Below are 24,093 nucleotides of genomic sequence, written 5' to 3'. Positions count from 1 at the left end.
CCTGTTCAAAGGCTCGCGAGCTAGAGACAAACAAGGCGAAAATGCCTGAGGAAGTGGAGTTTACGTATGGTAAATGAGCATTCCGACCGGGCTGGCGATCCAGGGCATTTTTAACGTGGTTTGGCCGATGCGCAGCAGGCTTTGAATAGACTCTTAGATGAGTTCAGCCTGGCGCAGCCGCCGCAGGGCAAGACTCCACTGCGGTTGCTGGCGGTAATCGAGATCCACCAGGCGGCGGGCTCTCATGCTGGCCAAGCGTGGCGCGGGCGAGACGCCCAGCTGCTGCACCCGGATCAGGGCCAGCTCGGCCGCTGCACGGTCATTGCACACCAGCCCCATGTCGCAGCCGGCGGAGAGCGCCGCCTCGACGCGCTGGCCGGCATCCCCCGCGACGTGGGCACCCGCCATCGACAGGTCGTCGCTGAAGATCACGCCCTGGTAATCCAGCTCGCCGCGCAGGATGTCCTGCAGCCAACGGCGGGAAAAGCCGGCCGGCTGGGGATCCACTGCAGGATAGATGACGTGAGCAGGCATCACCGCGCCCAGGCTCGGCAAGAGAGCCTGGAACGAGCGCAGGTCGGTGCGCAGCAGGGTGTCCAGATCGCGCTCGTCGGTGGGAATGGCATAGTGGGAGTCGGCTTCGGCCCAGCCATGGCCGGGGAAGTGCTTGCCGGTGGCGGCCATACCGGCGTCGCCCATGCCGGCGATAAAGGCGCTACCCAGCTCGATCACCTGGTCGGCACTGCCGAAGGAACGGGCGCCGATGACCTGGCTGCGTCCATGGTCGATGTCCAGCACCGGGGCGAAACTGAAGTCCAGCCCCACTGCCAGGATCTCGGTCGCCATCAGCCAGCCGCAGAGGCGGGCCAGTTCCGCGCTGTCCGCGCGCCCGCCCAGCTGACCCATGGCCGGCAGCCGCACCACGTCGCGGCGCAGACGCTGCACGCGACCGCCTTCCTGGTCCACGGCCAGCAACAGCTCCGGCCGCACCGCGCGAATGGCGCGGCACAGCTCCCGTACCTGCCCCGGGGTTTCGATGTTGCGGGCGAACAGGATCAGTCCGCCCACCTCCGGCTGGCGCAGCAGCTGGCGATCCTCGGCGGTGAGCCAGGTGCCAGCGATATCGACCATCAGGGAGCCTTGCATGGGTACCTCGTCCGAATGCTCCGGCGCACGGCGCCGTGAAAGGGACGCAAGCTTACCCCAGGCACCGCCGGCCTCGCAGCCTAGTAGCTCTCGGCCGTCTCCGCGACCACCGGCCGCCGTGGCCGATACTGCGCCTGGGCCAGCTCCGGCGCGTGCATCGCCGTGGGCGCGCGCATCCCGCTGGCGAGGAAGGGCACCATCAGTCGCAACACTTGATCGGTATGGGTATCTACGCCGAAGTCGTTTTCGCCGATCGCCCGCAGCGCCTTGATCCCGGACATGCTGAACACCGCCGCGCCCAGCATGAAGTGGGCGCGCCAGAACAGCTCCAGCGGCGGGATCTCGGGCACGGCTCGATTCACCAGCAGCAGGAAGCGGCGGAAGGCACGGCCGTAGGTCTGCTCCAGGTACTTGCGCAGGTGGCCCTGGCTCTGGCTGAAGGCCAGGCCCAGCAGACGCATGAACACCGAGAGGTCATTGCCATGCCGCGGCTTGATGGCCAGGGAGTGATCCACCAGCAGATTCAACAGCGCCTCCAGGCTCACGTCCTCGCCATGCTTAGGCTGCCACTGATCGAGGTCCCGCTCCAGGTTGAAGCAGAAGGGATCGAGGAAGCGCGAGAACACCGCCTGGATCAGCGCCTTCTTCGAGCCGAAGTGATAGTTGACCGCCGCCAGGTTGACCCCGGCGCGCGTGGTGATGAGTCGCAACGAGGTTTCGGCAAAGCCGCGCTCGGCGAACAGCTGCTCGGCCGCATCCAGAATGCGCTCCACGGTATCCGACTGCGCCATGACCTTCCCCGATAGATGAATTCCGTTTGAAACATATGTTTCAAACGGAATCCAAGTCAATCGCGAGCTGGACCCGAGGGCTCTCTAGAAAGGCGTGAAAGGCCCGGCGATCCACGCCGGGAGGCAGATTGCGGTGAATCCGGCCTGTCGTCCGAAGGCATGGCCGGCGGCCTTGCCTACCACCCGGAGTTACTGTATATAATCACAGCATCATTAGACGACGCGACGTGCATCATGCTGAAACTGACACCGCGACAAGCCGAGATCCTGGCCTTCATCAAGCGTTGCCTCGAAGCCAATGGCTTTCCGCCTACCCGCGCGGAGATCGCGCAGGAGCTTGGTTTCAAATCGCCGAATGCGGCCGAGGAGCACCTCAAGGCCCTGGCACGCAAGGGCGCCATCGAGATGACGCCGGGCGCCTCCCGGGGCATCCGCATCCCGGGTCTGGATGCCACGCGCAAAGCCGACGAGAGTCTGCCGGTCATTGGTCGGGTTGCCGCGGGCGCGCCCATCCTGGCCGAACAGAACGTCGAAGAGAACTGCGCTATCAATCCGGCTTTCTTCCAGCCCCGTGCCGACTACCTGCTCAGGGTCAAGGGCATGAGCATGAGAGACGTCGGCATCCTCGATGGCGACCTCCTGGCCGTCCATGTGACCCGTGAGGTGCATAATGGCCAGATCGTCGTGGCCCGGGTAGGCGACGAGGTGACCGTGAAGAGATTCAAGCGCTCGGGCAACCAGGTCACTCTGCTGGCAGAGAATCCCGAGTTCGCCCCTATCGAAGTCGATCTTTCCACCCAGGAATTCGCCATCGAAGGGTTAAGCGTTGGCGTCATCCGCCGCTAACGTCTAAGGCTGGCCCTCGGGCCAGCCGTTATCACGCCTTTTGCCTTACGCCGAAGTCTTGATCGGGGATATCTGTTCGCGCTCCGGAAAGCGTTCAAGACCAGGCTGAGCACAGTGACGTCATGTATCCGTGGTACATGATCTCAAGTGGATTTGATCGAGTCGCCTCCAGGAGGTCGCCATGCAATTTCCCCTGATGTTCGATGCACCGCGCTCGTCCGTTCAAGAGCTGGATCTGGCACCCGAGCTCCTGCTGCAGGAGCTGACCGCCTTTCTGCCCAAGCCCGGCAGGCCGGCACGGGAGCTGCCGGCCGCCCCGCTGCCGGACACCTTCAGCGAGATGTCTCTGCACGGTAGCCAGGAGCAGTGCTTGCAACTGCTCGCACCCATCCTGCGACAACTGAGCGACAAGGACGATGCCCGCTGGCTGACCCTGGTCACGCCGCCGTCGCTGCTCAGCAACGCCTGGCTGCGCAGTACCCATCTGAATCCAGAGCGCGTGCTGCTGCTGCAGACGCCGAGCGCTGCCAAGACCCTGCAACTGGCCTGCGAGGTGTTGCGCAAGGGGCAGAGTCATACGGTGATCAGCTGGCTGCACGACCTGAGCGATGCGGGCAAGCAGCAACTGGCACGCGCCGCGGCTCAGGGCAACAGCCAGAGTCTGAACGTCAGGTTCGCTTAGGAAGCAGGCGCCAACATGGCCTGTAGTGGCGGCATTCCAGTGTGGAATGCCAGATCGAGAGAAGTATCAGTGCAGGACGCGCGGTTGATCATCACGCTGGAGGCTGTCGCCTTCGGCCAGGCGACCCGCCATCTGCACGCCCAGATTGAACATGGCCTTGGCCACCTCTATCTGCTGTCCATGCAGGAAATCCTTGGCATCGCTGGAAAACTCAAGGGTAACGAGGGCTTCCTCGTCGTCCGTACGGCGCAACACGATGCGACCATCGGAGAGTTCAACGATTTCCAGGTAGGCAGTAGTCATTCAGTATCTCCACAGCTAAGCGGATAGTGTAACAGCATGGGGTCTGAGAGGCTGACTTGCCTGAGCCTTTTTCGACGGTCTGCAAGGCCAGCATCCTGATGGCCTCGGATGAGTTGCTGGTGGAACAGGTCTACCACTCGGTCATGGCACCACGGAACCTGAGCGCCGTCTGCTTGAGGCTTTCGCGCCAGGCGTCCACTTCTTCAAGACCCAGTTCCGGCTCCGCCGGCTCAAGGCTGACTGCCTCGATCAAGGCCAGCGTCGGGTCCTGCTTGGGCCGTCGTGGCGCCTGGGGCGGCTGCAGCAACCGCTGGTATTCGGCGATCAGCCGCGCCAGCCAGGTTTCCGGGTTGCCAGCCAGCTCCACCAGCTCACCCATTTCCGGACTGGGCGCCTCGTTCAGGGCTTCGGGTGAGAGCAGGACGGCGAGCGACGTGGCCTCCAGGGTGGGATGACGGTAGAAACCCGCCACTTCCTGACAGAGGCCCAGCAGGGCGCCATGCAGGTGAAACAGGCAGGCCTCGCGCTCGGCCATGATGCGGCCTTGGCTTTGCGCGGAAGGCGCCGCCTGAGCCGAGCGCCAGCTGTCCAGGCCCAGACCGGCGAAATAGAGCTTCTGGTTGGTGCGGGTGTAACGCTCGTTGGCCATGCCCTTCTCCTCGGGTCGACTCACGCCGACCACCTGTCTCGCGCCGGAGCCAGAGGCCCTAGCGCTTCTCTTCCACCTGCCACTTCTTGCCGTCGTAGAAGGCCTTCCAGCCGGTGGGCTTGCCCTCGACCTCGGTCTGCACGTACTGCTCCTTGGTCTTGCGGCTGAAGCGGATCACCGCCGGGCGACCCTCGCCATCCTTCACCGGGGCACTGAGCAGATAATGGTACTTGGGATCGATCTCGTCGCGATGGGGCAGCAGTTCGCTGACCAACGGCGCACGGGTTTCGCGATTCTTCGGGAAGCCGCTGGCCGCCAGGAACAGGCCCGAAGCGCCATCACGCAACACATAGGTGTCGTCGACCTTTTCGCAACGCAGCTCAGGCATGGGCACGGCGTCCATCTTCGGCGGCGCCGGCTCACCGTTCTTGAGCAGCTTGCGGGTGTTCTTGCAGGCCGGGTTGGTACAGCCGAAGAACTTGCCGAAGCGGCCGGTCTTGAGCTGCATCTCGCTGCCGCACTTGTCGCATTCCAGCGACGGGCCTTCGTAGCCCTTGATGCGATAGCTGCCCTCCTCGATCTCGTAGCCCGGGCAGTCCGGGTTGTTGCCGCAGACGTGCAGCTTGCGGTGCTCGTCGATCAGATAGGCGTCCATCGCGGTGCTGCAGATCGGGCAGCGATGCTTGCCGCGCAGGACCAGGGACTCGGATTCGCCCTCGTCGTCTTCGGCGATCTCGTCGCCCGGCACCAGGTTGATGGTGGCCTTGCAGCGTTCCTTGGGCGGCAGGGCGTAACCGGAGCAGCCCAGGAAGACGCCAGTGGAGGCGGTACGGATCATCATTGGCCGGCCGCAGAGCTGGCAGGGAATGTCCGTCAGGGTCGGCTGGTTGGCGCGCATGCCCTTCTCGCCCGCTTCGGCGTATTCCAGCTTCTGCTTGAAATCCCCATAGAATTCGTCGAGCAGATTCTTCCAGTCCCGTTCGCCCTGGGCGACGTTGTCCAGATTGCCTTCCATGTTGGCGGTGAAGCTGAAGTCCATCAGGTTGGCGAAGCTTTCGTTCAACCGGTCGGTAACGATGTCGCCCATCTTCTCGGCATAGAACCGGCGATTGTGCACCGTCACGTAGCCGCGATCCTGGATGGTGGAAATGATGGCAGCATAGGTCGACGGCCGGCCGATGCCGCGCTTCTCCAGCTCCTTGACCAGGCTGGCTTCGGAGAAGCGGGCCGGCGGCTTGGTGAAGTGCTGGCTCGGATCGAGCTTGACTAGGCCGAGGTCCTCGCCCTGCTTCATTTCGGGCAGTACGTCATCGTCGCCCGGCTTGCTCTGCTGCGGCAGGACCCGGGTATAGCCGTCGAACTTGAGGATGCGGCCACGGGCACGCAGCTCGAAGTCACCCGCCGCGGCAGTCACGGTGGTGGACAGGTATTCGGCCGGCGGCATCTGGCAGGCCAGGAATTGACGCCAGATCAGTTCGTACAGGCGCTCGGCATCACGCTCCATGCCCGACAGGCTGTTGGGCTTGACGTTGATGTCGGACGGACGGATGGCCTCGTGCGCTTCCTGGGCACCTTCGCGGCTGCCGTAGACATTGGCTTTTTCCGGCAGGTACTGCTTGCCGAATTCGCTCTCGATGTAGCCGCGGGCCATGGCGATGGCATCGCCCGACAGGTTGGTCGAGTCGGTACGCATGTAGGTAATGTAGCCGGCCTCATAGAGACGCTGAGCCATCATCATGGTCTTCTTCACCCCGAAGCCCAGGCGATTGCTCGCGGCCTGCTGCAGGGTGGAAGTGATGAAGGGTGCCGAGGGCCGGCTGCTGGTCGGCTTGTCTTCGCGTTTGGCGATGCGATAGGCAGCCTTCTCCAGCTTGGTCAGGGCGGCCTTGGCCTGGGCTTCGTTCAGCGGCTTGAAGGCTTCACCCTTCTCGCGCACCACTTCGAAGCGCACCTGAGCCTTTTTCGGCGTGGCCAGGTCGGCGTGGATTTCCCAGTATTCCTCGGGGACGAAGGCACGGATCTCGCGCTCACGCTCCACCACCAGCTTGACCGCCACCGACTGCACTCGACCAGCGGACAGACCGCGGGCGATCTTCGACCACAGCAGCGGCGAGACCATGTAGCCGACCACGCGGTCAAGGAAGCGGCGCGCCTGCTGGGCATTGACGCGATTGATGTCCAGCTCGCCCGGCCGGGAGAAGGCCTCCTGGATGGCCTTCTTGGTGATCTCGTTGAAGACCACACGCTTGTACCGCGAGTCGTCGCCGCCGATGGCTTCCCGCAGGTGCCAGGCGATGGCCTCCCCTTCGCGGTCCAAGTCGGTTGCGAGATAGACGGTGTCAGCGTCCTTGGCCAGCCGGCGCAGCTCTTCGATCACCTTTTCCTTACCGGGCAGGATCTCGTAGTGCGCCTTCCAGCCATGCTCCGGATCGACACCCATGCGGGCGAACAGCTGGCGCCGGGCCTTTTCCTTGGGTGACAGCGCGGGCGCCTCGGCGGCGGTCTTGCGCGTCTTGGCGGCGGGCTCCTTGGCGGTGCCGGCGCCGCTGGTGGGAAGGTCGCGGATGTGGCCGATGCTCGACTTCACCACGTACTGGTTACCCAGGTACTTGTTGATGGTCTTGGCCTTGGCCGGGGATTCCACGATGACCAGCGATTTACCCATGGGAGAGTCAGATTCCTGCTTGAAGGCGGTGAGCGAGCGAAAGGCGAGCGCCGGAACGGCGGATGGAGGACCAGAACGATTTCAGTCTGGTGCGCCGGGGGCGGTCGGCCAACGCGGCACCGCTATATATAGTGGCGATGTCGGCAAGGTCAAGGCTGCGGCGTGGCATCCAGACCCAAGGGATCGGCTTCGACGCTGATCAGCGCGAAGCGCGGCACCTGCTCGCCATCCACCTGGACGCTCTGGCGAAACATGCTCAGGGGCCGCGCCCAGAGACCATATTCACCATACAACGCCTGATAGATGACCAGCTCTTCTTCGGTCTCGGAATGCCGGGCCAGACCCAGCACCCGATACTGCTGACCCTTGTAGTGCCGGTAGAGTCCCGTCTGCAATGCCATGTTCCACCTCGAAAAAAGAAAACCGGGGCAGCCCTGGGGGCGCCCCGGTCGGATGACGCACGCTGCGGCGGATCAGCGCAGGCGTTCGAACACCGTGGTGATGCCCTGGCCGAGACCCACACACATGGTGGCCAGGCCGAAGGTGCCGTCATTCTGTTTCATGACATTTAACAGCGTGCCTGAAATTCTGGCGCCAGAGCAACCGAAGGGATGACCCAGGGCGATGGCGCCCCCGTGCAGATTGACCTTTTCCTCCATCTTGTCGAGCACCTTGAGGTCCTTCAGTACCGGCAGGGCCTGGGCGGCGAAGGCTTCGTTGAGCTCGATGAAATCAATGTCGGCGATGGTCAGGCCGGCGCGCTTGAGCGCCTTCTGCGAGGCCGGGACCGGACCGTAGCCCATGATCGCCGGATCCACGCCGGCGACGGCCATGGAGCGGATCCTGGCCAGCGGCTGCAGGCCCAGGTCCTGAGCGCGTTGGGCCGACATGACCAGCATGCAGGAGGCGCCGTCGGTGATCTGCGAGGAAGTGCCGGCGGTCACGGTACCACCCTTGGGGTTGAACGCCGGCTTCAAAGCAGCCAGACCTTCGAGGGTGGTTTCCGGACGGATGGTCTCGTCCTGGCTGAAGACCTTGAGGAAGCCGTTCTCGTCGTGACCTTCCAGGGGAATGATCTCGTCCTTGAATTTGCCTTCCTGGGTGGCCTTCCAGGCCAGCTGGTGCGAGCGGTAGCCGAACTGGTCCTGCGCCTCGCGGGTGATGCCGTGCATCTTGCCGAGCATTTCGGCGGTCAGGCCCATCATGCCGGAGGCCTTGGCGGCATGCAGCGACAGCTGGGGATTCGGATCGACGCCGTGCATAATGCCGACGTGGCCCATGTGCTCCACCCCGCCGACGACGAAGACGTCGCCGTTGCCGGTCTGGATCGCCTGGGCGGCGGTATGCAGGGCGCTCATGGAAGAGCCGCACAGGCGGCTTACCGTCTGGGCGCCGCTGGTGTGGGGAATGCGGGTCAGCAGCGACGCCATGCGGGCGATGTTCCAGCCCTGCTCCAGGGTCTGGTTGACGCAGCCCCAGATCACATCTTCCACCTCGGCCGGATTGACCTGGGGATTGCGGTCGAGGACCGCGTCGATCAGCCGCGCCGACAGGGTCTCGGCGCGGGTGTTGCGGTGCATGCCGCCCTTGGAACGGCCCATGGGCGTGCGGGCGAAGTCGACGATGACGACGTCTCTCGGATTCAGACTCATTTCTTTACTCCAGGCTCAACCGAAGAAGCGTTGGCCAGCGGCGGCCATTTCGCGGAGTTTGGGGGTCGGGTGGTACAACGGCCCGAGGTCGGCGTACTGGTCGGCCATGGCGACGAATTCGGCCACGCCCAGGCTGTCGATGTAGCGCAGCGCACCGCCCCGGAAGGGCGGGAAGCCGATGCCGTAGATCAGGCCCATGTCGGCTTCGGCGGCGCTGTCGACGATACCGTCTTCAAGGCAGCGCACAGCTTCCAGGCACAGCGGCACCATCATCCGCTCGACGATCTGCTCGTCGGTGAATTCACGCTGTTCGTAGGTGACCGGTGCCAGTACCTCGGCCACGGCCGGGTCGGCGACCTTCTTCGGCTTGCCCTTCTTGTCGGTCTCGTAGACATAGAAGCCCTTGCCGTTCTTCTGGCCGAAGCGCTGGGCTTCGTAAAGGGCGTCCACCGCGGTCTTCCGGCTTTCCTTCATGCGCTCGGGGAAGCCCTCGGCCATGACGTCGCGGGCGTGGTGGGCGGTGTCCATGCCGACCACGTCCATCAGGTAGGCCGGGCCCATAGGCCAGCCGAATTTTTCCATCAGCCGATCGACGCGCTGGAAGTCGGCGCCCTGGGCCAGCAGCGCGGCGAAGCCGCCGAAGTACGGGAAGAGGATGCGGTTGACCAGGAAGCCGGGGCAATCGTTGACCACGATGGGGTTCTTGCCCATCTGGCGGGCATAGGCCACGGTGGTGGCGATGGCCCTTTCGCTGGTCTTCTCGCCACGGATCACCTCGACCAGGGGCATCATGTGCACCGGGTTGAAGAAGTGCATGCCGCAGAAGTTTTCCGGACGCTTGAGCGCCTGGGCCAGCAGGCTGATGGAGATGGTGGAGGTGTTGGAGGTGAGGATGGCATCTTCGCGCACCTGGCCTTCCACTTCCGCCAGTACGGCTTGCTTGACCTTGGGATTCTCGACCACCGCCTCGACCACCAGGTCGACGCTCTTGAAATCGCCATAGGACAGGGTCGGCCGGATGCGATTGAGCGCCTCGGCCATCTTCGCCGGCTCCAGGCGGCCCTTCTCGACGCGCTTGTTGAGCAGCTTGCTGGCTTCGCTCAGCCCCAGCTCCAGGGCTTCGTCGCGAATGTCCTTCATCAGGATCGGGGTGCCCTTGAGCGCGGACTGGTAGGCGATGCCGCCACCCATGATGCCGGCGCCCAGCACACTGGTCAGCTTGACCGGCGCGGCCTGCTTCTCCAGCACCTTGGCCTTGCGCTTGAGCGCCTGGTCATTGAGGAACAGGCCGACCAGGCTGGCGGAGACCGAGGTCTGGGCCATCTTGGCGAAACCGGCGCCTTCGACTTCCAGCGCCTTGTCGCGGCCGTAGTTGGCGGACTTCTGGATGGCCTTGATGGCTTCCAGCGGCGCCGGATAGTGCGGACCGGCCTGACTGGCGACGAAGCCCTTGGCCGATTCGAAGGCCATCATGGCCTCGATGGCATTGAGCTGCAGCTTTTCCAGCTTGGGCTTGCGCTTGGCGCGGTAGTCCAGCTCGCCGGCGGCGGCGCGGCGAACCAGGTCCAGGGCGGCGTCGAACAGGTGCTCGGGGGCGACCACGGCATCGGCCACGCCGACCTTGAGAGCGGTGGCGGCGTCGTTTTCCTTGCCGGAGGCGATCCACTCGATGGCGTTGTCGCTGCCGATCAGGCGCGGCAGGCGAACGGTGCCGCCCCAGCCCGGATAGATGCCCAGCTTGACTTCCGGCAGGCCGATACGCGCGGCGCTGCTCAGCACCCGGTAGTCGGCGGCCAGGGTCATCTCGCAACCGCCACCCAGGGCGATGCCGCCCACGGCGGCCACGGTGGGCACCGGCAGGTCTTCGAAGTCGTTGAAGATGCGGTTGATCTCGGCGATGCCGGCCTGCAACTCTTCGGTCGGCCGACCGAACATCTCGACGAATTCGGTGATGTCAGCGCCGACGATGAAGACGTCCTTGCCGCTGGTAACAATGACGCCGCGCAGGCCGGCGTGGGCTTTCAGGGCATCCACGGCCTGGCGGAATTCACGCAGGGTGATGGCGCTGAACTTGTTGACCGATTCGCCTTGGAGGTCGAAGCGAAGTTCGGCGATGCCGTCCTCCACGTCGCGCACCGAAAGGGCTTTGCCTTCGAAAATCATCAGCGGGTCTCCCTTGAGTCCTGGTCGCAAGGCGGGCGGCGGCTTCGGATGGAAGCCGAAGATCGCCAGCCCCGATATTGTTCTGTGGAGGGCACCGGCCGGGCCGGGGCGAAAATTCATACAACCGTTTGAACGGCTCGCACAACCTTCTGGCAAAAGCGGGCGCTTGTCAATTGGGACGCAAGGGGAAAGCGTGGCCGGGGGTTCGAGTGGTGAGCGCTTGAGCTTGACGCGCTTCTGTGCAAGATAGCCGTGGAGCTATCCCCGACTCCTGGAGTCAAAACTACAAGTGGGCACGCGTCTGCCTGAACAGTTGCCGAGCGACAGCCGGTTCTGTCCGGCCAGCACCTGAAGCCTGCGAATCGAGCGCCAGCCACGGTACGGCCTGGCGCACCATCATGAAGGAGAGATGTGTATGGCCTACCAACACATATTGGTTGCCGTCGACCTGACCGAAGATTGCCAACCGGTGATCCGTCGCGCCGTGGCCCTGGGTCAGTGCTGTGGCAGCAAGGTATCGCTGGTGCACGTGGTCGAACCCATGGCCATGGCCTTTGGCGGTGACGTGCCCATGGATCTGTCGTCGCTGCAGCAGCAGCAGATCGAGCAGGCGCGCGAGCGGCTGGATGGCTTCACCACCCAGTACGCCGAGTTGGCTGGCAATTGCGTGCTGGCCTATGGGCAGCCGCGCCAGGAGATCCACCGCATGGCCAAGGAGCAGGGCTGCGACCTGATCGTGGTCGGCAGCCATGGTCGTCACGGCCTGGCGCTGCTGCTGGGCTCGACGTCCAACGACCTGCTGCACGGCGCGCCCTGCGATACCCTGGCGGTAGCCCTGAAGAAAGACAAGGCCTAAGAGCCAGTTCAAAGTCTGCTGCGCGTCGGCCAAACGGCGTTGAAAGGACCTTCGGAATGCTCATTTACATTTGTAAATTCCGCTTCCTCAGGTCCTTTCGCCTTGTTTGGCTCTGGCTCGCGAGACCTTGAACGGGCTCCAAGTCCGCGGCCGGTCTGGATTACTCCAGTTCGGCCCAACGCTCGATGAGGCGATCCAGCTCGGCCTGCAGCGCGTCCATGCGCGCAAGCTTGGCCTGGGTGACTTCGCCCGGCAGCTGGTAGAAGCCGGGATCGGCAATCGCGGTCTGCAGGGCTTCCAGCTCGATTTCCGCAGTTTCGATGGCGCCCGGCAGGGCGTCCAGCTCACGCTGTTCCTTGTAGCTGAGCTTGCGCCTGGCCAACGCGGCTGCTGCGGCCACGGGTGCTGCAGCGGGTGCGGGCTCGGTCGTGGCAGCCGCTGGCGCAGTCTTGCCGTCCTCACGGGTCTGCACGCCGAGCAGGCGCGGTGAGCCGCCCTGGCGCAGCCAGTCCTGGTAGCCACCGACGTATTCCCGTACCCGCCCTTCCCCTTCGAACACCAGGGTGCTGGTCACCACGTTATCGAGGAAGGCCCGGTCGTGACTGACCATCAGCACGGTGCCCTCGAAACTCAGCAACACTTCTTCGAGCAGTTCCAGGGTCTCGACGTCGAGGTCGTTGGTCGGTTCGTCCAGTACCAGCAGGTTCGCCGGCTTGCTGAACAGCTTGGCCAGCAGCAGGCGCGCGCGCTCGCCACCAGACAGCGCCTTGACCGGGGTACGGGCCCGCTGGGGACTGAACAGGAAGTCGCCCAGGTAGCTCAGCACATGGCGATCCTGGCCGTTGATGGTGATGAATTCGCGCCCCTCGGCGAGGTTGTCGATCACCGTCTTTTCCGGCTCCAGTTGCAGGCGCAGCTGGTCGAAGTAGGCGATCTCCAGCTTGGTGCCGTACTGGATCTTGCCGGTGGTCGGCTGCAGGTCGCCCAGCAGCAGCTTGAGCAGGGTGGTCTTGCCGGAGCCGTTGGGACCGAGCAGACCGATGCGATCGCCGCGCTGGATCAGCAGGGTCAGGTCACGGATCAGGGGTTCGCCACCGGGATGGGCATAGCTCATGTGCTCGGCGAGGATGACCTGCTTGCCGGACTTGTCGGCCGTCTCCAGCAGGAGGTTGGCCTTGCCCTGGCGCTCACGGCGCTCGTTGCGCTCGTTGCGCATGGCCTTGAGGGCGCGGACCCGGCCTTCGTTGCGGGTACGGCGGGCCTTGATGCCCTGGCGGATCCACACCTCTTCCTGGGCCAGGCGCTTGTCGAACAGGGCATTGGCGGTCTCTTCCGCCGCCAGTTGCTGCTCCTTGTGCACCAGGAAGCTGGCGTAGTCGCCCTGCCAGTCGATCAGGTTGCCGCGATCCAGTTCGAGGATGCGGGTGGCCAGGGCCTGCAGGAAGGCGCGGTCGTGGGTGATGAACAGCACGGCGCCGGGATAGCCGCGCAGGGCGTCTTCCAGCCAGGCGATGGCGCCGATGTCCAGGTGGTTGGTGGGTTCGTCGAGCAGCAGCAGATCCGGCTCGGCCACCAGTGCCTGGGCCAGCAGCACGCGCCGCCGCCAGCCGCCGGAGAGTTCGGCAAGGGTCTTTTCCGCCGGCAGCTGCAGCCGGCTCAGGGTACTGTCCACCAGTTGCTGCAGGCGCCAGCCATCGCGGGCCTCGATCTCCTGCTGGACGTGCATGAGCCGCTCCATGTCCAGTTCACCGCTGGTGTCCTGGGTCAGGTGGTGATACTCGGCGAGCAATTCGCCGACACCGGCCAGGCCGGCGGCCACCACGTCGAACACCGAGCGGTCGTCGGCCCGGGGCAATTCCTGCGGCAATTCGCCGATCTTGATCGCCGGGGCGCGCCAAACCTCGCCATCGTCGGCCTGCTGCTCGCCCTTGACGATGCGCAGCAGGCTGGATTTGCCGGTGCCGTTGCGGCCGATGATGCATACCCGCTCGCCCCGTTCGATCTGCCAGGACACCCCGTCCAGCAAGGGGGTGACGCCAAAGGCCAGGGATACGTTGGTGAACTTGAGCAGCGCCATGGGTTTCTCCGCGAAAAAGGCCAGCCAGTCTAGCAGAGACGCCTGCCCCGGCGCCGGTCGGTGCGAGCCGGCGAAATGCCCGGACCGCCCGACGGCAGGCCATGGCCGACGCTTTCGCCACCTGCCGCCGGCACGTAAGCTAGACTGCCCCGTGACGGTCGGCCGCCTGCCCTGAGCCTGGCGCGCCGCCCCCTCCGCATCCAGCTTTTACGGAATTCCCATGCGCGGTCGCCTGTTCGTCATCCTGCCCCTGCTCCTCGCTCCCCTGATCGGCTCCACCACCTCGCAAGCCGCTCCCCTGGAGCAGCAGCGGCAACTCTACGACCAGGCCAAGGCGGCGCTGGACCGCGGTGATGCCAGCGTCTACCTGGCCAATCGCGGCGAATTGCGCACCTATCCGCTGGAGCCCTATCTGGCCTACGACGAGCTGATCAAGCGCGTCCCCGGCGCCAGCGATGCCGAGATCGAGGGCTTTCTCGCCGAGCATGGCGATCTGCCGCAGTCCAACTGGCTGCGCCTGCGCTGGCTGCGCAGCCTCGCCGATCGCGGCGACTGGAATCGCTTCGAGAAATACTATTCGCCGGACTTCAACTTCACCGAGCTGGACTGCCTGCACGGCCAGTACCTGATCGCCCAGGGCAATGCCAGCGAGGGCTTCAAGCTGGCGGAGAAGTACTGGCTGGTGGGCAAGGCCCAACCGACCACCTGCGATGGCCTGTTCCAGGCCTGGGCAGCGCGCGGCCAGCTCACCGAAGAGCGGGTCTGGGAGCGCGCCAAGCTGGCCGCCGACAAGGGTGAATACGGCCTGGTGCGCACCCTCTCCGCCCAGTTGCCGACGCTGTCCGGCCAGGCCCAGCGGCTGATCGACGTGGCCCAGAAGCCGCAGCAGATCGCCAATGTCCAGGCCTTCGCCCCGGCCAGCGAGAGCCTCGCCGACGTGGTCGGCCTGGGCCTGCGCAAGCTGGCGCGCCAGGACCCGGAACAGGCCATGGGCCTGCTCGACGTCTACAGCCAGCGCATGCCCTTCACCCGCGATGAAAAGGTCGCCATCGCCCGCCAGATCGGCCTGACCCTGGCGAAGAACTTCGATCCGCGCGCGCTGCCGCTGATGGAGCGCTATGACCCCGAACTGCGGGACGACGATGTCAGCGAATGGCGTGCCCGGCTGCTCCTGCGGCTGGGTCGCTGGAGCGATGCCCACGCCCTGATCGAACGCTTTCCGCCGAGTCTGGCCAAGGCCAATCGCTGGGAATACTGGCGGGCCCGCACCCTGGAGCTGATGCAGCCGCAGAGTCCGGCAGTGCATCGCGAATACGCCGAGGTCAGTCGCGAGCGCGACTACTACGGCTTTCTCGCCGCCGACCGCAGCAAGGCGCCCTATCAGCTCAACAACAAGCCGCTGATGCTCAGCGACGCCCTCAAGCGCAAGGTGCGCAATACCCCTGGCGTGCAGCGCGCCCTGGAATTCATCGCCCGCGGCGAACCGATCAACGCCCGCCGCGAGTGGTTCTATGTCAGCCGCCACTTCAACCGCGACGAACTGGTGGCCCAGGCGCGCATGGCCTATGACATGCAATGGTATTTCCCGGCGATCCGCACCATCAGCCTGGCCAAGTACTGGGACGACCTGGATATTCGTTTCCCCATCGCCTATCGCGAGAGCTTCGTGCGCGAGGCCCAGACCCGCGGTCTGCACAGCAGCTGGGTGTTCGCCATCACCCGCCAGGAAAGCGGCTTCATGGCCGATGCGCGCTCCGGCGTGGGCGCCATGGGCCTGATGCAGCTGATGCCGGCCACCGCCAGTCATACCGCCAGCAAGTTCGCCATTCCCCTGGCCTCGCCACAGCAGGCGCTGACCCCGGAAAAGAACATCCAGCTGGGCACCGCCTATTTGTCGATGGTCCATGCCCAGTTCAACGGCAACCGGGTGCTGGCCTCGGCGGCCTACAACGCCGGCCCGGGGCGAGTGAAGCGCTGGCTGACGGGCGCTCGCCACCTGGCTTTCGACGTCTGGGTGGAAACCATTCCCTTCGACGAGACGCGGCAATACGTGCAGAACGTGCTGGCCTACGCGGTGATCTACGGCCAGAAGCTCAATGCGCCGCAACCCCTGGTGGACTGGAACGAGCGCTTCTTCGACGAGACCTGAGCGCTCGCCGGCCCGACCTGACACCACCGCAGCGGACTCGCACGCCGGGTCGAGTTCGCTGCATAACCGCTGCCCAGAGCCGTCGCGTCATTCCACAGCTGCCTCCCACAAGGCCTTCGGCCTCGTGACGGCTGCGCAAAACAGCGCCACACCCTATACTGCAGCCCCTTTTTTTCCGCTATTGAACCGGAGAAACCCATGCTCAAGCGTTCGCTGGCCCTGGCAGCAGGCCTGGCCCTGTCCCTGACGTCCCTGCTCTCCCACGCCGCCGCCGAATTGCGCGTCTCGGCCATTCCCGACGAGGCGCCCACCGAGCTGATCCGCAAGTTCAAGCCGCTGGGTGAATACCTGGAGCAGCGTCTGGGCATGCCGGTGAAATTCGTCCCGGTGTCCGACTATGCCGGCGTGGTGGAAGCCATGGCCTCGGATCGCCTGGACCTGGCCTGGTTCGGCGGTTTCACCTTCGTCCAGGCGCAGCGCAAGGCGCCGATGATCCCCCTGGTGCAGCGCGCAGAAGATCAGCAGTTCACCAGCAAGTTCATCACCGCCGACCCGGCCGTGAAGACCCTGCAGGACCTCAAGGGCAAGACCTTCGCCTTCGGTTCGGTCTCTTCCACCTCGGGCAGCCTGATGCCACGCTACTTCATGCAGCAGGAAGGCATCGTTCCCGAGCAGTTCTTCTCGCGGGTGGCCTATTCCGGCGCCCATGACGCCACCGTCGCCTGGGTCGCCGCGGGCAAGGCCGATGCCGGCGTGCTCAACGCCTCGGTGTGGAAGAAGCTGGTCGACGCCGGCAAGGTCGATACCAGCAAGGTCCGGGTGATATCCACCACCCCGCCCTACTACGACTACAACTGGACGGTGCGCGGCAGTCTGGATCCGCAACTGGCGGCCAAGATCAAGCAGGCCTTTCTCGACCTGGATCCGGCCAAGCCGGCCGACAAGGCGATCCTCGACCTGCAGGCGGCCAGCCGCTTCGTGCCGACCTCGCCGGACAACTACAAGAGCATCGAGGCTTCCGCCCTGGCAGCCGGCCTGCTCAAGTGAGTCTCGCCCTCAGGGGCGTGACGCTGGTACACGCCGACGGCTCGCCCGCCCTGGCCGATCTCGACCTCAGCCTGCAAGAGGGTGAGCAGGTCGCGCTGATCGGCCCGTCCGGGGCGGGCAAGACCAGCCTGTTGCGCCTGCTGGCCACCGGGCTGCGACCGCTCGCGGGTCAGCTGGAGCTGCTCGGCCAGGAGCCCTGGAGCCTGGGCAACCGGGCGCGGCGCCAGTTGCGCGCCCGCATCGGCCTCATCCACCAGGCGCCGCCCTTGCCGGCGCGCCAGCGCGTCATCACCGCGGTACTGGCCGGACGCCTCGGCCAGTGGTCGCTGGCGCGCAGCCTGGTCAGCCTGGTGCATCCCCTGGATCGTGACGGCGCCGCCGCCGCCCTGGCGCCGCTGGACCTGGCCGATCGCCTCTATTCTTCCTGCGATCAGCTGTCCGGTGGCCAGCTGCAGCGCATCGGCATCGCCCGGGCGCTCTATCAGCAGCCGCAGCTGCTGCTCGCCGACGAACCCGTGTCGGCCATGGACCCGGTGCTGGCCGGCCATACCCTGGAGGTGCTGAGCGACGCCGCGGCGCGCCAGGGCAGCACCCTGGTCACCAGCCTGCACAATGTGGAGCTGGCGCTGCAGCGCTTTCCACGCATCCTCGGTCTGCGGGCCGGTCGGCTGCTGTGGGACAAACCCGCGAGCGCCGTCACCGCGGCCGATCTCGCCGCGCTCTATGCCAACGAGGGGCTGAGCGCCACAGGGGCGCCCGCCGCACCGGCCCCGGCCGAGACGCCGCTCGACCTGCCGCGATGCTGACCTCGCCCCGCCAGGACCCGGCCGCGCGGCCCCGTCTGCTGCTCACCCTGCTGGCCCTGCTGCTGGCCTGGCCGACGCTGCGCCTGGCGGAGTTCGATCTCTTCGGACTCTTCAGCGGCGACAACGCCCGCACCATGGGCAACTTTCTCGCCGGCTTCTGGCCGCCCGCCCATGACGCCGATTTTCTCGCCGTGCTCGGGCGCGCCACCCTGGAAACCCTGGCCATCGCCACCCTGGGCATGGCCCTGGCGGCGCTGATCGCCCTGCCCGCCGCCCTGCTCGCCACCCGCGTGCTGTCAATCTCCGCCCTGCCCCGCGGCGGACGTCCAGGCCGCTTGCCGCGCCTGCTCCGCGGACTGGTCCGCGGGGTGCTGATCGTCTTGCGCAGCGTGCCGGAGATCGTCTGGGCGCTGCTGTTCGTCCGCGCCGTGGGCCTGGGTCCCACCGCCGGGGTACTGGCCATCGCCATCACCTACGGCGGCATGCTGGGCAAGGTCTATGCGGAGATCTTCGAATCGGTCGATCCCCGCCCGGCGCGGGCCCTGCTGCTGCAGGGCGCCGGTCGCCTGCAGGCCTTCGGCTATGGCGTGCTGCCCAATGCCGCGGGCGAGATGATTTCCTACAGCGTCTACCGCTGGGAATGCGCCATCCGCGCCTCGGTGGTAATGGGCTTCGTCGGCGCCGGCGGTCTCGGCCAGCAAGTGGACCTGTCGCTGCGCATGTTCGCCGGTGGCGAGGTGGCCAGCCTGCTGCTGACCTTCCTGGTGCTGGTGCTGCTGGCCGATGTGCTCAGTCGCCTGCTGCGCCAAGTGGAGCGCGGTCAGGGTCGGGGCCGCGGCGCTCTGACCGTGCTGGCGATGGGCGCCGCCCTGGTGGCGTCCGCCAGCTACCTGGGCACCGCCTTCGGCGAATTGCTGAGCGTTCGCGCCCTGGCGCAGATGGGCAGCTTCCTGGCCGATTTTCTCACGCCGGACTTCTCCGTTACCCAGCTATCGGCCGTGGCCCACGGCGCCGTGGAGACCCTGGCCATGTCGGCGCTGGGCACCCTGCTCGCCGGGCTGCTCGGCATCCTGCTGGCGCTGCCGGCGGCCGGTCGCCTGGGCCTGGGCGCCCTGGCGCTGGCGCGGCTGCTGCTCAATGCCCTGCGCGCCGTGCCGGAACTGGTCTGGGCGGCGCTGATGGTGCTGGCCGCCGGCCTGGGACCCAACGCCGGGACCCTGGCCCTGGCCCTGCACACCGCCGGGGTACTCGGCCGGCTGTTCGCCGAAGCCCTGGAAAACACCCCCAAGGCACCCGCCGAGGCCATTCGCCTGGCCGGTGGTGGCGCGCTGGCGGCCTTTCTCTACGGCACCCTGCCGGCGGTCTGGCCACAGTTGCTGGCCTACCTGCTCTATCGCTGGGAAAACAACATCCGCATGGCCAGCATCCTCGGCTTCGTCGGTGCCGGCGGCCTGGGGCAGCAGCTGTACTTCAGCCTGAGCCTGTTCCAGCAGGCCCAGGCCGCCACCGTGATCCTCGGCATGCTGGTGCTGGTGCTGGGCGTGGATGTGCTGAGCAATTGGGCCCGGCAGCGCTGGGTCGTTCGTTAGAGCCTATTCAAAGGCTGCTGCGCGTCGGCCAAACGGCGTTGAAAAGACCCTGGGTCGCCAGCCCGGTCGGAATGCTCATTTACTACTCGTAAACTCGTTCGCGAGCCCGGTCCGCTTCCTCAGGTCTTTTCGCGGGGCCGCCGAGGCCTTGTTTGGCTCTAGCTCGCGAGCCTTTGAACAGGCTCTTAGCGAATCTCCGGCAGCAGCAGCTCTGGCAATTGCGCGAGAAAGGCCGCTTCATCGTCGAGCTGGCGCAGGTCCAGCCAGAGCGCATCGGCGTCGATGCGTCCCACCACCGGAATGGGTAGCTGGCGCAGGCCTTCTTCCAACTGCCGCAGGGCGCGCCCACGCAGGCGCTTGCTGACCTGGGGGCGACAGCACAGCGCCGCCCCGGGCAGGCGTGCCACCGGCTGGGCGCCACTGCCGATCATGCCCAGCGCCGGCTCCACGCTGACCGCATAGGTCGCGCCCAGCACGGCGGCGAAGGCCGGCAGCAGCCGCTCGGCCTGGGTGGTGATGGCCTCGGCCGGGCGGGATAGCAGGCGCAGGCTGGGGAGCCGTTCGGCCAGTCGATCCGGATCGCGATAGAGCGCCAGGGTCGCTTCCAGGGCGGCCAGGGTCAGCTTGTCGACCCGCAACGCCCGCTTGAGCGGATTCTTCTTGATCCGCTCTATGAGGTCGCGGCGACCGACGATGAGACCGCACTGGGGTCCGCCGAGCAGCTTGTCGCCACTGAAGGTCACCAGGTCCGCGCCATCGCGCAGCGCCTGCTGCACCGTGGGCTCGGCGGGCAGCCCCCAACGGGTCAGGTCCACCAGGGTGCCGCTGCCCAGGTCTTCCAGCAGGGGGACGTTGTGGGTGCGGGCAATGGCGGCCAGCTCCGCCGTGGCCACGCTGGCGGTAAAGCCCTGGACGCTGTAGTTGCTGGTGTGCACGCGCATCAGCAGCGCGGTACGCGGGCCGATGGCGGCTTCGTAGTCGCGGGCATGGGTGCGGTTGGTGGTGCCCACTTCCACCAGCTTGACCCCGGCGCGGGCCATGATGTCGGGGATGCGGAAGGCACCGCCGATCTCGATCAGCTCGCCGCGGGACAGCACCCCTTCCTTGCGTGCGCCTATGGCATGCAGGGCCAGCAGGACCGCTGCGGCGTTGTTGTTGACCACGGTCACCGCCTCGGCGCCGGTGAGTTCGCGCACCAGGTCGGCGACCAGGTCGTCGCGATCGCCGCGCTTGCCGGTGGCCAGGTCGAATTCCAGATTCATCGGCTGACGCGCGGCCTCGGTCACCGCGGCGATCGCCTCTTCCGCCAGCAGCGCCCGTCCCAGGTTGGTGTGCAGCACCGTGCCGGTGAGATTGAACACCCGCCGCACCCGCGGCTGGCTGTGCAACGCCAGGCGCTCGCCCAGGCGACCGGCCAGCACGCCCTCCTCCACCTCCACCGCGGTCAGGGTACCGGCCCTCAGGGCGTCGCGCAGGTCGTCCAGCAGCGAACGATAGCCGCCAAGGACCAGCTCGCGACCGTGGCGCTCCTCCAGCGGACGCGAAGCGGGATGGCGCAGCAGGCGGTCGATGGACGGCAGGCGGATGGCGGTCATGGGAGCCTCTTGGGTCGAGTCGACCCCCAGTGTAGCCCGAACCCGCGGCGGGTCGACCAGGGCGCGCCGCGCTGCCGCAGACCTGGCCCGTCCCGGCGTGGGGTGGCCCGAACCCGGACCCGGGGCGTCCGGAAATGACCCCCGGGTTCCCGGTTTGCCGCGTGCCGGAGCCCGTCCTAGGATGGTTTCGCGGGCTCTTCCCAGGCACCTGCCGCGGTCCTGGCGTGGAAAGCCCTGGCCACCACGTCCACCTCACGACAATAACAAAGGTGCCGTCATGTCCAAGAAATCCTCCCTCTGGGCCAGCGATGGCCTGCTCGACAACAGCGACATCGTCAGCCTCGGCAACTTCACCTACCTGCACACGCTGAAGAGCGCCGCAGCCACGCCACTGGCGCAGACCCACTCGGCCAGCACCCCCACCGTCAGCGAATTCCTCAACGGCGCCATCAGCGAGTACGTACTGGGTGGCACGCCCGACGGCATGCGGCCGTTCCTGGTCGATGGCCAGCAGCTGACGCTGCACAACTCGCTCAACGGCGCCACGGCCCATACCTGGATCACCGCCGAGAACCAGGTGCTCATCAGCTATGCCGGCACGACCCGCGGCGAGAATCTGCTGATCGATCCCCTCTCCACCGCCGGTGGCCTGCTGAGCGATCTGCAGATCCTCGGCCAGCAGGTCTCCAGCGCCCAGCGCCAGTCGCTGGACTTCGCCCACCAGGTGATCGAGGCGGCGGCCAAGCAGGGCTATGGCACCCAGGACATCTTCGTCACTGGCCACTCCCTGGGCGGCATCTCGGCGGCCTACGTCGCCCAGCAGACCGGTCTCGGCGGCATCAGCTTCGAGGCCTCGGGCATTCCCCGCGATGCGCACGCGGCGGGTCACGGAGGCAACTTCGTCAATGTGGTCACCCTCGGCGATCCGGTGGCCAACTACAGCTCCGACATCCGCGGCGAGCAGCCCTTCGCGCCCAGCTTCGTCAGCCAGGCCGAGGGCGGCGGCAGCCTGCCGCACTACGGCTCGCTGTTCCTGATCGGCGCCCAGGCCGACCAGCACGACCTGACCCAGGCGGCAGCCAAGGTCGGCCACCTGTTCAGCGGCGACAACGGTGGCCAGGTCAATCCGCTTGGGGCCGCCCTGCATCCGGTCAGCGTGGCCGCCGGGATCGCCGAAGCGGCGCGCCTGATCGCCGAATTCCATCTGCCGGCCGCCGAATACACCAACCTCGGGGTGACCCCTACCGGGGGTTTTCTCGATACCCTGCCGGCGCAGATCGGTACCGCCCATGGCCCGGTGCTGATGGTCGGCAACTACAGCGTGGCGGAGTTGCAGGCCTTTGCCGAGACCCACGCAACCTTCGGCTGAGAGCCGCTTATAAAACTACTGCGCGTCCGCCATACAGGCACGTGCGGTGCTCGGAATCCTCATGTACTACTCGTATACTCCGGTTCCTGCGCGCCGCACACACCTGTCTGACAACCGCTCGCGACGTTTTATAACCGACTCACGTCTTCGCGGCGGCCTTGTTTCGCCGCCGCGAGAGAACTCCCCCCTGCCGTTCGGGTCTGCCCTCCTATCGTCCGGGATCCCGAGGGTCCCGCCCGCCTTAGTCCAGGAGAGCACCATGACCGCAGACGGTCCCCAGCGCATGACCGATGAAGAAGCCCAGGAATTCGCCACCGAGGTGTTCAACCTCGCGCGCACCGGCAATGCCGAGGTGCTGGCCCTGGTGCTGGAGAAGGGGCTGACGCCCAATCTGCGCAATCACAAGGGCGACAGCCTGCTGATGCTGGCCAGCTACCACGGCCACCTGGAGGCCAGTCGCGTCCTGCTGGAGCACCGGGCCGATGCGAATCTGGCCAACGACATGGGCCAGTCGCCGCTGGCCGGTGCGGCCTTCAAGAACAACCTGCCGATGGCCGAGCTGCTGCTGGAGCACGGCGCCGCCGTGGAGGGCGCCATGCCCGACGGCAAGACCGCGCTGATGATGGCGGCCATGTTCAATCACGTGCAGATGGTGGAATTGCTGGTCGCCCGCGGCGCCGATCCCAAGGCCCGGGACGCCGCCGGCAACACGGCGCTGAGCGTGGCCCGCGCCATGGGCGCCAAGGATACCCCCGCCGTGCTGGAGCGGCTGGGCGGCGTCTGATCAGCGGTTCTGGTAGCGATAGAAGAGGTTGGGTTCGCTGACCACATAGAGGTTGCCGGCGGTATCCAGGGTGACGCCTTCGGGCTGGCGGATCCGCCGTGACAGGCCACCAAAGGGCGCCACCAGGGAACGGGTATCCAGGGTATGGCCCTGGTCATCGAGTTCGATCAGCACCCGCGACTCGTCGCTGAGCAGCAGCAGGTGGCCGGTGCGGCGATCGACATGGACCGCGGACAGGTCACCGGTGCTGGGCGCCTGGTCCAGCCAGGCCTGGCGATCGATGATGCGCAGGGCGAAGTCGCCGTCGAAGCTCCTGAGCAGGCCACGGATTTCATAGAGCTTGCGCGGCGAGTGCTCCTTGACCACGAACAGACGATCGCGGGCGGCGTCGTAGTCCAGCCCCTCGAAGCCCTGGTTGGCGCGGGGGAATAGATCCAGGGTCAGGCTGCGATAGTCCTTGCGGCGGAGGACGTCGTCGCCCTCGGGGATGCCTACCAGAGTCAGGGCGTTGGCGCCCTCTTCCGCCAGCAGCAGGCGGTCGTCTCCCAGATAGGTCACGCCTTCGACGTCGTCGAAGCCCTCCAGGCGATGGCGTTGCAGCAGCTCGCCGTCCCGACTCAGGGCCAGCAACTCCGGCGGATTGTTGACCACCGCCCAGAGGCGATCCCGCTCCGGGTCATAGCTGAGGTCGGACAGATTCTCGGTGACGCCGGCCACCGGCCTGGCTTCCACCGCCACCCGGTAGCGACCGAGCTCCAGAGAGGTTCGGGGTTCGCTCTGCCACTGCTGGCCGAGCCAGAACAGCAATTGACTGTCCAGATGGCTGCTGCGCAGGCCCTGGGTCACCCCCAGTGCCAGCAGCAGCGCCAGGGCCAGCAGCCAGCCGGTCCGTCCGATCCTGATCCGTCGTACCCACGCCGTCAT

At 66.2% G+C, this 24,093-nt stretch carries 20 protein-coding genes, 1 other RNA gene and 1 pseudogene; 11 read left to right on the top strand and 11 right to left on the bottom strand.

What is annotated here, in order from left to right; genetic code table 11:
* Positions 1-153: 153 nt before the first annotated feature.
* Together nagZ and GSQ95_RS18810 are read right to left on the bottom strand one after the other, a co-directional pair.
* Positions 154-1,146, bottom strand: a complete 993-nt coding sequence (gene nagZ / locus GSQ95_RS18815) for a beta-N-acetylhexosaminidase (RefSeq protein WP_158894151.1) — start codon at positions 1,144-1,146, stop codon at positions 154-156.
* 80 nt (positions 1,147-1,226) lie between these two features.
* Positions 1,227-1,937, bottom strand: coding sequence for a TetR/AcrR family transcriptional regulator (locus GSQ95_RS18810; RefSeq protein ID WP_133862796.1), 711 nt, complete (start codon positions 1,935-1,937; stop codon positions 1,227-1,229).
* A 234-nt stretch (positions 1,938-2,171) separates the two neighbouring features.
* Between GSQ95_RS18810 and lexA the strand changes: the two genes are divergently transcribed.
* Together lexA and sulA are read left to right on the top strand one after the other, a co-directional pair.
* A complete protein-coding gene (gene lexA, locus GSQ95_RS18805) occupies positions 2,172-2,783 on the top strand; it encodes a transcriptional repressor LexA (RefSeq protein ID WP_158894149.1) in 612 nt (203 codons plus the stop codon).
* Between the two features lie 181 nt (positions 2,784-2,964).
* The gene (gene sulA / locus GSQ95_RS18800) at positions 2,965-3,465 is read left to right on the top strand and encodes an SOS-induced cell division inhibitor SulA (protein WP_158894147.1); all 501 of its coding nucleotides are present in this window, start codon (positions 2,965-2,967) and stop codon (positions 3,463-3,465) included.
* Positions 3,466-3,531: 66 nt separating this feature from the next.
* Here the strand turns inward: sulA and GSQ95_RS18795 are convergent, their stop codons facing one another.
* The 6 genes from GSQ95_RS18795 to fadB all read right to left on the bottom strand — a co-directional run bounded on the left by GSQ95_RS18795 (position 3,532) and on the right by fadB (position 10,897).
* Positions 3,532-3,768 carry a hypothetical protein gene (locus GSQ95_RS18795; protein ID WP_158894145.1) on the bottom strand — a complete coding sequence of 79 codons (237 nt, stop codon included), beginning with the start codon at positions 3,766-3,768 and terminating at the stop codon, positions 3,532-3,534.
* A gap of 130 nt (positions 3,769-3,898) precedes the next feature.
* Complete coding sequence (locus GSQ95_RS18790; protein ID WP_158894155.1) at positions 3,899-4,417, bottom strand: DUF6586 family protein; 519 nt, start codon at positions 4,415-4,417, stop codon at positions 3,899-3,901.
* A gap of 58 nt (positions 4,418-4,475) precedes the next feature.
* Positions 4,476-7,082, bottom strand: a complete 2,607-nt coding sequence (topA, locus tag GSQ95_RS18785; protein WP_158894143.1) for a type I DNA topoisomerase — start codon at positions 7,080-7,082, stop codon at positions 4,476-4,478.
* Positions 7,083-7,231: 149 nt separating this feature from the next.
* Entirely contained in the window at positions 7,232-7,483 is a 252-nt protein-coding gene (locus GSQ95_RS18780) for a DUF1653 domain-containing protein (RefSeq protein WP_178083935.1), read from the bottom strand.
* A 72-nt stretch (positions 7,484-7,555) separates the two neighbouring features.
* Positions 7,556-8,734: an acetyl-CoA C-acyltransferase FadA gene (gene fadA, locus GSQ95_RS18775; RefSeq protein ID WP_158894141.1), complete on the bottom strand. Its 1,179-nt coding sequence runs from the start codon at positions 8,732-8,734 to the stop codon at positions 7,556-7,558.
* Between the two features lie 15 nt (positions 8,735-8,749).
* A complete protein-coding gene (gene fadB / locus GSQ95_RS18770; RefSeq protein ID WP_158894139.1) occupies positions 8,750-10,897 on the bottom strand; it encodes a fatty acid oxidation complex subunit alpha FadB in 2,148 nt (715 codons plus the stop codon).
* 415 nt (positions 10,898-11,312) lie between these two features.
* Between fadB and GSQ95_RS18765 the strand changes: the two genes are divergently transcribed.
* Positions 11,313-11,753 (top strand): universal stress protein, encoded by a 441-nt coding sequence (locus tag GSQ95_RS18765; protein ID WP_007162381.1) that lies wholly within the window; start codon positions 11,313-11,315, stop codon positions 11,751-11,753.
* A 160-nt stretch (positions 11,754-11,913) separates the two neighbouring features.
* On the opposite strand, the gene GSQ95_RS18760 is transcribed toward GSQ95_RS18765, so the two are convergent.
* Entirely contained in the window at positions 11,914-13,830 is a 1,917-nt protein-coding gene (locus GSQ95_RS18760; RefSeq protein ID WP_158894137.1) for an ATP-binding cassette domain-containing protein, read from the bottom strand.
* Positions 13,831-14,050: 220 nt separating this feature from the next.
* Between GSQ95_RS18760 and GSQ95_RS18755 the strand changes: the two genes are divergently transcribed.
* The 5 genes and pseudogenes from GSQ95_RS18755 (at position 14,051) to phnE (ending at position 19,421) form a co-directional block, all read left to right on the top strand.
* A complete protein-coding gene (locus GSQ95_RS18755; RefSeq protein WP_158894135.1) occupies positions 14,051-15,979 on the top strand; it encodes a transglycosylase SLT domain-containing protein in 1,929 nt (642 codons plus the stop codon).
* A 198-nt stretch (positions 15,980-16,177) separates the two neighbouring features.
* Positions 16,178-17,026 carry a putative selenate ABC transporter substrate-binding protein gene (locus GSQ95_RS18750; RefSeq protein ID WP_158894133.1) on the top strand — a complete coding sequence of 283 codons (849 nt, stop codon included), beginning with the start codon at positions 16,178-16,180 and terminating at the stop codon, positions 17,024-17,026.
* Positions 17,023-17,832 (top strand): phosphonate ABC transporter ATP-binding protein, encoded by an 810-nt coding sequence (locus tag GSQ95_RS18745; RefSeq protein WP_158894131.1) that lies wholly within the window; start codon positions 17,023-17,025, stop codon positions 17,830-17,832. Before GSQ95_RS18750 ends, GSQ95_RS18745 begins: the two co-directional genes overlap by 4 nt.
* A pseudogene (locus tag GSQ95_RS26615) lies at positions 17,826-18,638 on the top strand (PhnE/PtxC family ABC transporter permease); the annotation flags it as partial. The gene GSQ95_RS18745 and the pseudogene GSQ95_RS26615, both read left to right, overlap by 7 nt.
* A 51-nt stretch (positions 18,639-18,689) precedes the next feature.
* Entirely contained in the window at positions 18,690-19,421 is a 732-nt protein-coding gene (gene phnE, locus GSQ95_RS26610) for a phosphonate ABC transporter, permease protein PhnE (RefSeq protein ID WP_256664646.1), read from the top strand.
* Between the two features lie 185 nt (positions 19,422-19,606).
* On the opposite strand, the gene selA is transcribed toward phnE, so the two are convergent.
* Entirely contained in the window at positions 19,607-21,016 is a 1,410-nt protein-coding gene (gene selA, locus GSQ95_RS18735; protein WP_158894127.1) for an L-seryl-tRNA(Sec) selenium transferase, read from the bottom strand.
* A 277-nt stretch (positions 21,017-21,293) separates the two neighbouring features.
* Here selA and GSQ95_RS18730 point away from each other — a divergent pair, with 277 nt between their 5' ends.
* The 3 genes from GSQ95_RS18730 (at position 21,294) to GSQ95_RS18720 (ending at position 23,169) form a co-directional block, all read left to right on the top strand.
* The gene (locus GSQ95_RS18730; protein ID WP_158894125.1) at positions 21,294-22,385 is read left to right on the top strand and encodes a hypothetical protein; all 1,092 of its coding nucleotides are present in this window, start codon (positions 21,294-21,296) and stop codon (positions 22,383-22,385) included.
* A gap of 61 nt (positions 22,386-22,446) precedes the next feature.
* Positions 22,447-22,521, top strand: a non-coding RNA gene (locus GSQ95_RS18725) — sX9 sRNA.
* A gap of 123 nt (positions 22,522-22,644) precedes the next feature.
* Complete coding sequence (locus GSQ95_RS18720; protein WP_158894123.1) at positions 22,645-23,169, top strand: ankyrin repeat domain-containing protein; 525 nt, start codon at positions 22,645-22,647, stop codon at positions 23,167-23,169.
* Here the strand turns inward: GSQ95_RS18720 and GSQ95_RS18715 are convergent, their stop codons facing one another.
* Positions 23,170-24,093 (bottom strand): SdiA-regulated domain-containing protein, encoded by a 924-nt coding sequence (locus tag GSQ95_RS18715; protein ID WP_158894121.1) that lies wholly within the window; start codon positions 24,091-24,093, stop codon positions 23,170-23,172. It abuts the gene before it with no gap.

Origin of the sequence: Pseudomonas sp. BAV 4579, from assembly GCF_009765395.1 — a bacterium.
Classification (GTDB): Bacteria; Pseudomonadota; Gammaproteobacteria; order Pseudomonadales; family Pseudomonadaceae; genus Chryseomonas; species Chryseomonas aestiva.
The sequence above is the reverse complement of the archived record's forward strand: the minus strand, read 5'-3'. Positions and strand labels throughout refer to the sequence as shown.